The sequence below is a fragment of the Candidatus Desulfolinea nitratireducens genome, assembly GCF_982879505.1.
In genome coordinates this window covers 1-9,191 of sequence record NZ_CEYOSI010000138.1, presented here as the reverse complement: position 1 = coordinate 9,191, position 9,191 = coordinate 1, and the positions used below count along the sequence as shown (strand labels likewise).

At 48.1% G+C, this 9,191-nt stretch carries 9 protein-coding genes; 4 read left to right on the top strand and 5 right to left on the bottom strand.

Features of this window, described 5'->3' with window-relative positions:
- A partial coding sequence (locus tag AC3DOM_RS12130) for a RelA/SpoT family protein (protein WP_487919310.1) occupies positions 1–2,035 on the bottom strand: 2,035 nt, incomplete at its 3' end.
- Positions 2,036–2,178: 143 nt separating this feature from the next.
- On the opposite strand from AC3DOM_RS12130, the gene mtnA reads away from it, so the two are divergent.
- The 4 genes from mtnA to AC3DOM_RS12110 all read left to right on the top strand — a co-directional run bounded on the left by mtnA (position 2,179) and on the right by AC3DOM_RS12110 (position 5,989).
- Positions 2,179–3,225, top strand: coding sequence for an S-methyl-5-thioribose-1-phosphate isomerase (gene mtnA, locus AC3DOM_RS12125; RefSeq protein WP_487919309.1), 1,047 nt, complete (start codon positions 2,179–2,181; stop codon positions 3,223–3,225).
- Entirely contained in the window at positions 3,222–4,181 is a 960-nt protein-coding gene (locus AC3DOM_RS12120) for a carbohydrate kinase family protein (protein ID WP_487919308.1), read from the top strand. Before mtnA ends, AC3DOM_RS12120 begins: the two co-directional genes overlap by 4 nt.
- A 45-nt stretch (positions 4,182–4,226) precedes the next feature.
- Positions 4,227–5,489, top strand: a complete 1,263-nt coding sequence (gene ahcY, locus AC3DOM_RS12115) for an adenosylhomocysteinase (RefSeq protein ID WP_487919307.1) — start codon at positions 4,227–4,229, stop codon at positions 5,487–5,489.
- 68 nt (positions 5,490–5,557) lie between these two features.
- Positions 5,558–5,989 carry a GNAT family N-acetyltransferase gene (locus tag AC3DOM_RS12110; RefSeq protein WP_487919306.1) on the top strand — a complete coding sequence of 144 codons (432 nt, stop codon included), beginning with the start codon at positions 5,558–5,560 and terminating at the stop codon, positions 5,987–5,989.
- Here AC3DOM_RS12110 and AC3DOM_RS12105 read toward each other — a convergent pair.
- The 4 genes from AC3DOM_RS12105 to AC3DOM_RS12090 all read right to left on the bottom strand — a co-directional run.
- Positions 5,986–6,666, bottom strand: a complete 681-nt coding sequence (locus AC3DOM_RS12105) for a lysophospholipid acyltransferase family protein (RefSeq protein ID WP_487919305.1) — start codon at positions 6,664–6,666, stop codon at positions 5,986–5,988. The genes AC3DOM_RS12110 and AC3DOM_RS12105 overlap by 4 nt on opposite strands.
- Before the next feature lie 4 nt (positions 6,667–6,670).
- Positions 6,671–7,585, bottom strand: coding sequence for a diacylglycerol/lipid kinase family protein (locus AC3DOM_RS12100; protein ID WP_487919304.1), 915 nt, complete (start codon positions 7,583–7,585; stop codon positions 6,671–6,673).
- Positions 7,582–8,499: a diacylglycerol/lipid kinase family protein gene (locus AC3DOM_RS12095; protein ID WP_487919303.1), complete on the bottom strand. Its 918-nt coding sequence runs from the start codon at positions 8,497–8,499 to the stop codon at positions 7,582–7,584. Before AC3DOM_RS12095 ends, AC3DOM_RS12100 begins: the two co-directional genes overlap by 4 nt.
- A 116-nt stretch (positions 8,500–8,615) precedes the next feature.
- The coding region (locus AC3DOM_RS12090) for a hypothetical protein (RefSeq protein ID WP_487919302.1) at positions 8,616–9,191 on the bottom strand (576 nt) is incomplete at its 5' end.

The following is a 9,191-nucleotide window of genomic DNA, read 5'->3' as shown; positions in this document are numbered from 1 at the left end:
GAATAGGAACGGGGTAAGTGCGCGCAAGAGAACCCCAATTAACCTGCACCAAACGTTCTTGTTCGGTAGTGCGGAGGATATTAGGGCAATCACTGCGATGGATGCTGGCGCCTCGTCCACGCGTGATATAGCCGACGATCTCATCTCCCGGGGTTGGATTGCAGCATTTTGCCACATTGGTTAGGAGACCTTTCAGCCCAACGACATTGATCGCATTCGTGGCTTCGGCTCCGCTGTCAGGAGCGGATGGGAGAAGGGTCTCAGCTTGCTGTTCTTCATTTGAAAGTTGGGTAACAACCGAATTGACGGACAGATCGCCAATACCCAGGGCTAGAGATAGATCCTCTGTGCTTTGATAACCCATCCGTCTAGCCAGGTTTTCGAAATTTGTTTTTTCTTTGATACCGATTCTTTGCAGTTCTTTTTCAAGGAGGGTTCGTCCCTGAGCAATATTTTGCGCTTGGTCTTGTTTGCGAAACCAGACACGCATTTTCGATTTCGCACGTTGAGTTTTTACCAGCCCCAGGTTCGTATTTAGCCAGTCTCGGCTGGGGCCTCCGCGTTTTGCCGTCAGGATATGAACTTGTTCACCAGTTTCCAGTTCATGACTAAGCGAGACAAGTTTTCCATTTACCTTTGCACCGCGGCAGCGATGTCCCACGTCTGTGTGGATATGGTAGGCAAAGTCAATCGGTGTTGAGCCGGCTGGCAGGTCGATAATATCCCCATTTGGAGTAAAGATATAGACGCGATCCTGGAAGACATCCGTTTTCATACTTTCAACGAATTCTGTGGCATCATCCACATCCTGATCCCACTCCATCATTCGACGGAGATTGTCAATGCGCTCATTATATAAATCGTTTCTCCCTCCATCTTCTTTATACCGCCAATGGGCTGCGATACCAAACTCTGCGCTTTCGTGCATTTCTGGAGTACGGATCTGTATTTCCAGTGGTTTTCCATCATCGTGGATGACGGCTGTATGCAGTGATTGGTAGAAATTGTCTTTTGGGGCGGCAATATAATCGTCAAATTCGTTGGGCAATGGGCGCCAGCGAGTGTGGATCAAGCCTAGGGCAGAGTAACAATCCGGAACATCATTGACAATGATCCTGATGGCACGCACATCCCGCACCATCTCAAAAGGTTTGTTTTTTTTCATCATCTTGCGATAGATGGAATATATATGTTTCGGACGCCCTGTGACTTTGGATTGAATTCCCTCCCGGGTGAGCATTTTTTCCAGCTCGATCAGCATAAATTGGATCTGTTTTTCACGCCCCTCCCGGCGAGAATCAAGATGTGATGCGATCTCTTTATATTTCTCAGGATTTGTATTCCGAAATCCGAGATCTTCCAACTCCCATTTGATTTGCCAGATACCCAGCCGATTGGCTAGGGGAGCAAAAATATCTAGCGTTTGTTGTGCGATCCGCTTGCGTTTGTGTTCAGGCATAAATCTCAGTGTACGCATATTATGGAGACGATCAGCAAGTTTGATCAGAACTATGCGAACATCATTTCCCATCGCAAGAAAGGTCTTTCGCAAGGTTTCAGAGACCAGGTCGGGACTACGACCCATCAGGGCAGGTTTATTGTAGCGTTCTTCTTCTGCTTCATTTTCCTGCTGGCGCAGCTCTCCAGTTTCGCTGGCTTTGAGGATCTCTGCGTGTTGATTATCCTTGGAGACGCGCGGTAAATTGGTTAATTTTGTGACCCCATCTACCAAATTTGTGATTTCTCCGCCAAAATCATTTTGCAAATCGTCTAATGTGATTTTGGTATCCTCTACCGTGTCGTGTAGCAGACCTGCAGCTATGACGGCTGTCGGAACCTGTAGTTCTGCCAGTATGGAAGCCACAGCAAGGCAATGGGTGACATAAGGCTCCCCTGAAGCCCGTTTTTGCCCACGGTGGGCTTTTTCAGCAACCCTATAGGCGCGTTGAACCAGCTCTCTGTCTGCCAGGCTATTTTTTTCAGGGAGTTGGGCAAGCAGCCCATCGATGGTAATTGCAACGGTTGAACTTTTCATATAATCCTATTTTAGCTCATGCTGTGAAGTTGTCAAACAACGCTTTGACATCCATGCCCTCTCATGCTAAACTAGCCACGTTAATTGCGGCGCTCTCGGAAGAGAGCGCCTTTTTCGGGCAAGTTACCAAACAGGAATATGTGATGAGAACAGTATTCTGGGATTACGAAACTAACGAAACAAAAATGATTGACCAGCGTCTGTTGCCAGAGGCTTATAAGATCGTCTCCTTTCAGCGTTATGCAGACGTGGGAACAGCAATTACCGATATGGTCATTCGTGGCGCACCGGCAATTGGCGCTGCCGCAGGATTTGGGATGGCATTGGCAGCACAGGAATCCAGAGCAAGTGAGGTTACCTCGTTACGCGCGGATCTTCAATCTGCTGCCGATATTTTACGTGTTGCCCGCCCCACGGCAGTCAACCTCGCCTGGGCTCTCGACAGAATCTTGGGCGTTGCGAATTCATTTGAAGGCAGCACGGATGATCTGAGAGAGGCCATGTTAAAAGAAGCCCAGCTCATCGCCGACGAAGATGTTGAAATTAACAAACGGATGGCTGAATATGGCGCGGCGCTGATCGAGGATGGTGATACGATCATTCATCATTGCAATACTGGCTCCCTTGCCACGGTTGACTGGGGGACAGCTCTGGGTGTGATCCATACCGCGCATGAACAGGGCAAAAATATCCATGTGTTGGTTGATGAGACTCGACCACGTTTGCAGGGCGCGCGCCTGACAGCCTGGGAGTTAAAAGAATACGGCATCCCATTTGATATTATCAGCGATAATATGGCGGGGCATTTCCTCTACACTGGTCAGGTCCAGCGGGTTGTTTTTGGCTCAGATCGAACAGCGGCAAACGGAGATGTGGTCAATAAAATCGGAACGTATATGCTTTCACTAGCTGCAAAAGACAATGATGTACCAGCATATGCAGTTGTTCCTACCTCAACGATTGATTTATCATTGGCTCATGGTGGTTTGATCCCCATCGAAGAGCGTGGGCAGGAAGAAGTTCTCAGTCTTGAGTTACTGGGGCGAAAAGCATCACCTGTTGGTTCAACGGCACGCAATATTGCTTTCGATGTCACACCGCATCGATTGGTAACGGCTATCGTGACTGAAAACGGGGTCGTTTATCCGCCCTTTGATTTGAATTTGAAGAAAGTGGTTGAAAACAAATGATGGATATTTTACTTACTGGCTCTGTGGCCTACGATTACTTGATGACCTTCCCGGGTAAATTTGAAGAACAGATTCTCCCCGAACGTCTCTCCTCGATCAGCCTCTCCTTTTTAGTGGATTCGATGACCCGTCAACGTGGTGGTGTTGCCCCAAATATCGCTTATACCCTGGCTTTGCTGGGTAAAAAACCGCGTTTGATGGCGACTGTAGGCGAGGATTTTGGTGACTACCGAACCTGGCTTGACGCTCAGGGAGTGGACACAAAATCTGCACAGGTCGTGCCAGGAGTTTTTACTGCATCCTTCTTTGCAACCACTGATCAAACCAGTGCACAGATTGCCAGTTTTTATCCGGGCGCTATGGCCCACGCAGCGGAACAATCCCTTAAAGATATCACGCCAAAGCCTGATCTGGTCGTTGTCTCCCCCAACGATCCGGCAGCGATGAAAAACTTCGCTGCCGAGTGCCGTGAACTGGATATTCCCTATCTCTACGACCCAAGCCAGCAATTGCTGCGTCTCGAGGGAGATGAGATCGCCCGCGACATGCAGGGGGCGCACTTCCTTTTTGTGAATGATTACGAATTTGGCCTGATCTCGAAAAAAACCGGGTTGGATTTGGATGGGATGCTTGAACAGGTTAAGATCATCATTGTCACGCGTGGTAAAGATGGCGCGGATGTTTATGCCGATGGGAATGAATATCATATCCCGACCGTCCCTGAACAGGAGATCGTTGATCCGACAGGGGTGGGCGATGCCTTCCGTGGCGGATTTTTAGCCGCCTATGCTCATGGCTGGGATTGGGAACTCTGTGGTCAGATTGGTTCCCTGGCAGCCGTCTATGTGCTGGAGCAAAATGGCACCCAAAATCATAGCTATTCACGGGAAGAATTTGTAACCCGGTTTAGACAGCATTTTGATGATGCTGGTAAACTTGATATACTTTTGTATTAATTATTTATTTTTAAATAACTAGAAAACAACTAGTAAGGAGTAATAATGACTGAATACGATATTAAAGATCTGAGTCTCGCAGAGGGCGGCCGTCGCCGCATCGATTGGGCAGAGCGCGAGATGCCTGTTTTGCGCCAAATCAAGGAACGTTTTACGAAGGAAAAACCTTTTAAGGGAATTCGCATGTCGGCTTGTTTGCACGTCACCACCGAGACCGCCAATTTAATGGCAACCCTGCAAGCGGGAGGGGCAGATGTTGTGATAACGGCATCAAACCCATTGTCCACGCAGGATGACGTAGCTGCTGCCCTTGTCAATCAATATGAGATCCCGGTTTTCGCCATCAAAGGCGAAAGCAACGCGACTTACTACAAACATCTGACCGCTGCCCTTGACCACAAACCCCACATCACTATGGATGATGGCGCAGATTTGGTTTCTGTGATCCACAAGGATCGCCGTGAACTGCTCGATGGCATTATCGGCAGCACCGAGGAGACAACCACTGGCGTGATCCGCTTGAAGGCTATGTCCGCCGACGGTGCGCTGGAATTCCCTGTGATCGCAGTCAATGATGCGCTAACGAAACATCTCTTTGACAATCGCTATGGAACCGGTCAATCGACAATTGACGGCATCTTTCGTGCGACCAACGTGCTAATTGCAGGTAAAACATTTGTCGTGGCTGGGTATGGTTGGTGCGCCCGCGGCCTTGCCATGCGTGCAGCAGGTATGGGTGCGAACGTGATCGTGACAGAAATTGATCCAATGAAAGCCCTCGAAGCTGTTATGGATGGATACCGCGTTATGCCGATGATCGAAGCTGCCCCCATTGGTGACTTCTTTGTCACCCTGACAGGCGACATAAATGTGATCGACAAACACCACTTTGAAGTGATGAAAGATGGCGCCATTGTTGCCAATTCTGGCCACTTCAATGTTGAGATCAATATTCCATCCTTGGCTGAGATGGCTGTAGGTGACCCAACCTTGGTACGTCCCTTTGTTGAACAATACGATCTGCCCGATGGCCGCCGCATCCATATCTTGGGTGAAGGTCGCCTGATCAATCTGGCTGCTGCTGAGGGGCATCCCGCCTCGGTGATGGATATGTCTTTCGCCAACCAGGCGCTCTCAGCTGAATATATGGTCAAGAACGCCAAGACCATGGAAGCGAAGGTTTATTCCGTGCCGGAAGATATTGACAACGAAATTGCCCGTCTGAAACTGGAAGCAATGGGCGTTGGTATCGATATTCTGACCGCAGAGCAGATCAAGTACCTGAACTCCTGGGAAGAGGGCACTTAAGCCAGCAAAGATTATTGGTAATTTAAAAGGGCGGACAATTGTCCGCCCTTTTTTGATAGAATATGACGATGGATATTCGCCCTGTATTCGAATTGACTGATGAAGTCTATGACGCATTTTTGCGATTAATTCCCCAACTCTCGTCGGTTGGTGTTCCCACCCGGGATGAATTGTCGGAGTTGATTGTAGCGGATGCGACTACCCTCCTTGTGGCCCGTCAGGATGGCGGAGGCAAGCCGATCATCGGAGCGCTGACTCTGGTTTGCTTCCGTGTCCCAACCGGATTACGTGCCCATATCGAGGATGTCATTGTGGACGAATCTGCGCGAGGGCAGGGTGTTGGTGAGGCGTTGATGCGGGAAGGTCTCCGTTTGGCGGCAGAGTACGGCGCGAAGGGGATGATGCTCACATCCAACCCGCGACGTGTGGCAGCGAATAAGCTTTATCAGAAAATGGGATTTAAAGAATGGGAAACAAATCTCTATTTCTATGAATTTTAGGTGAAGCGAAGATATTTTTCTGTTGCCTTTTCAAGATCTGCATAATAGCCGCGATAGGATTCGGGCAGCAATTTGGCCATTTGATACATCATCTCATCGACCATTTTTTGTCTCACCTCGCTGGTGACTCGCTCTCCTTGGCTTTCGAGGAAAAAAGGTTTTCCCACCCGGATATGAAAATCAGTTCGTCTTAATCGTTTTATATTTTCAGGAAATGCCTCTCCACCCCAATGAGCAACAGGTTGCAGTGGTGCCTTACTGCGCAGTGCAATCGGCACGATTCCGGGGAGGGCGCGATTTAACTGACCACCCCGACTGCGGGTACCTTCGGGAGAAATTCCAAAAATATAGCCTTCTTTGAGCATCGATAAAGATTTCCGAATTGCGGTCATATCTGCTTCGCCACGTCTCACCGGGATCAGTTTCCAAACATTGAAAAGCCAATAAAAAAGAGGGTTATCCCAAGATTCAGCTTTTGCCATTGCGGTAATTGGTCTGGGCTGGAGATGGGAAAATATAAGAGGAACTTCCAGTGAATTAATATGATTGGCGAAAAGAATTAGCGGTCCAGTGCGGGAAACTTTATCCAGATCAGCCTTGTCTATGCGGCAAATGATGGCGGTGCCGATTTCAATCAATTTGCTGATTATGCGGTATTGCCTGCCCAACCGGATCATATTTTTAACCGATTATTTCCAGTGAGAGAGGGAGGATTTCAATGGTGGCTTTTTTGCTGGCAGAGCAAATAATCTCCCCATCAGTGTGGATGGGCATTGACCCCTTAAGCACATTGACCTGGAGTTTGTTTGTGCGCTTCATCTGCACCTCTGGTTCGTTAAACTGTGTTCCCTGTACAAAACGGGGAAGCAAAGTAAGCATACGGGGACGACTGACCTCTTCTGCAATGCATAGATCAAAAAGCCCATCGTCGATAAAGGCCTCCGGTGCTGTCATAAATCCGCCGCCTATCCGACGACCATTCATTACTGAAATCAGTAAGGTGGGCATCTCTATAGTTTCTCCGTCCATGATGATTTGCAGGGTGGGAGCTTGATAATATAGGAAGATGTTTTGCAGGGCTGCTATCAGATAAGCCAGAAATCCGCGCGGCCATTTGATTTTCTCGGCAAGAATGCCGCCCGCTGCGTCAAAGCCGATACCGAGGCCATTTGCAAAATACCGACCTTCAGGAAGATCATCTGTGACGATGTGACCCATATCAATTTTACGACGTGTGCTTTTTGCAATCAGTTTACAGGCTGTTTCAATATTCTGTTCCTGTTCTAATCCATAAGCGAGATCGTTGCCTGTACCAATACTGATAATGCCCAGTGCAGGCCGGGAACTGCTATCGGGGTAGGAGAGCATAATTCCATTGAGCACCTCGTTGATCGTTCCATCCCCGCCTACTGCAACGACAATATCGTAGCCCTCGCGGGCAGCTTGTTCAGCTAATTTGATGGCATGCCCCGGCTCATTCGTCTGAACCAACTGAAAATCGAGGGCGTAACTGCGCAGGGTTTCCTCGATCAAGGGAATCTTTTCGGCGCTCTTTCCGCGTCCACTGGCGGGATTGGCAATAACAAAATATTTCATGCAGTCACAAATTCCAGTCCTTGATGAATAATCTCTATTTCCAATTGCTGGCCCTCATAGCAAAGGGTTTCGCCATCACAATGAGCGGGCAGGGTGCCTTTGGTTGCTTTGGCTATTATATTTTTCGTCCGGCCGGTTGTGATCTCTGGCTCGTTAGCCTGGGTACCTTTCAGGAAGAGGCCGATCAACTGGAAAATGCGCAGCTTGGGTGCTTCATTGACAATGCAGAGATCCAGTTCTCCATCGCTGGGAGAGCTCTCAGGAGTCATATAAAAGCCGCCTCCCATCCGCTTTCCGTTCATGATAGAGATCATCAGCGAAGGTTTTGTGAGCGTCTCTCCGTTGTAGGTGATATCCACGATGGGGGCTTTATAGTATAAAAATACAGTTTGCAAGGCTGCAATAAGATATGCCAGCAAGCCGCGGGCCCAGGTGATTTTCTCTGCCTGAAAGCCGACCGCTGCATCAAAACCGATGCCGACCCCATTGCCAAAATAGCGACCTTCAGGATAGTCGCCACCCTTAACAAGCCCAATATCAGCAACCAATCGCTTGTTCTGGGCCAATGCAAGGCAGGTCTCATTGAGATTGTCAGGGATGCCCATGCCGTAGGCCAGGTCATTGCCTGTCCCAACGGGGATGATGCCCAAAGCGGTTTGATCAAAACCGGCCGTACGGGCGCGCATCAAGCCATTCAGCGCCTCGTTGGCTGTCCCATCTCCGCTGGCCGTGACGACAACATCGTAGCCATCTTGGGCAGCCTGCTCGGCGATCTCTGCTGCGTGCCAGGGGCGCTCTGTGCGCACCAGATCATAATCCAGATGATTGGCTTTTAAAGCATCTTCAATAGATGGGACTGCTTTTTCAGCGTAGCCCCTCCCTGAAATGGGATTTACAATGACTAAATATTTCATGGATCCTCCTGTCTAAACTCCAGCGAGTTTATCATAAAGTAGATGGTTTTGGAAAAAGATCAGCAGTAGAAATCATCCTTTTTGCTTAATAAAATTACATTTTGATTAATTTTCAATCAAGGAGGATTCTGGTCTTGTGTGATTCTTTGTTTTCCAATGAGAAGAATTGTCATTCCAAGGAGTAAACTATATGGGAATGAGAAATATAAAAAAGGAATTGATTTTGTGAAGATCAATAAAAACGAGATCGCCAAGAGGACAAACGATACTTTTTCTTGTCTGAGAGAAAGTTTTCTGGAAACCAGGATCAGCATAAGGGGAAAAAATAACAGACTTAGATCATGGTAATGAAGATGGGGTGCAAAAAATAAGCTGAATATGACTGAGAGACCCAAAAGGGAACTGGTTTCTTTGGCAGTAAATGTCCAGAAAAAAAATAAAACAACGATTGAAATAAAATATAAAACCCAGCCAATAGTTTGAATAAGGCTTGGATCCAAGAAAGAAAAAGTCCGTGACATTAAGCCGATCAGGTTAATCATGGAGGCTTCTTTCATGCCATACCAGGTTCCCTCTCCGCTGATCGTTAAAATGCGGATAAAATCCTGAGTACCTTCAATCCCAAGAATACCAAAACTCAGCAAAGCCAGCGCGGCACCCAATCCAACAAAATAGCTAAATGCCTTTTTGTT

Bases quoted from the DNA above. Each gene is read 5' to 3' on its own strand.
- AC3DOM_RS12095 (WP_487919303.1), bottom strand. From the start codon at position 8,499: ATGAAATATTTAGTCATTGTAAATCCCATTTCAGGGAGGGGCTACGCT.
- AC3DOM_RS12105 (WP_487919305.1), bottom strand. From the start codon at position 6,666: ATGATCCGGTTGGGCAGGCAATACCGCATAATCAGCAAATTGATTGAA.
- mtnA (WP_487919309.1), top strand. From the start codon at position 2,179: ATGAGAACAGTATTCTGGGATTACGAAACTAACGAAACAAAAATGATT.
- AC3DOM_RS12110 (WP_487919306.1), top strand. From the start codon at position 5,558: ATGGATATTCGCCCTGTATTCGAATTGACTGATGAAGTCTATGACGCA.
- AC3DOM_RS12100 (WP_487919304.1), bottom strand. From the start codon at position 7,585: ATGAAATATTTTGTTATTGCCAATCCCGCCAGTGGACGCGGAAAGAGC.
- ahcY (WP_487919307.1), top strand. From the start codon at position 4,227: ATGACTGAATACGATATTAAAGATCTGAGTCTCGCAGAGGGCGGCCGT.
- AC3DOM_RS12120 (WP_487919308.1), top strand. From the start codon at position 3,222: ATGATGGATATTTTACTTACTGGCTCTGTGGCCTACGATTACTTGATG.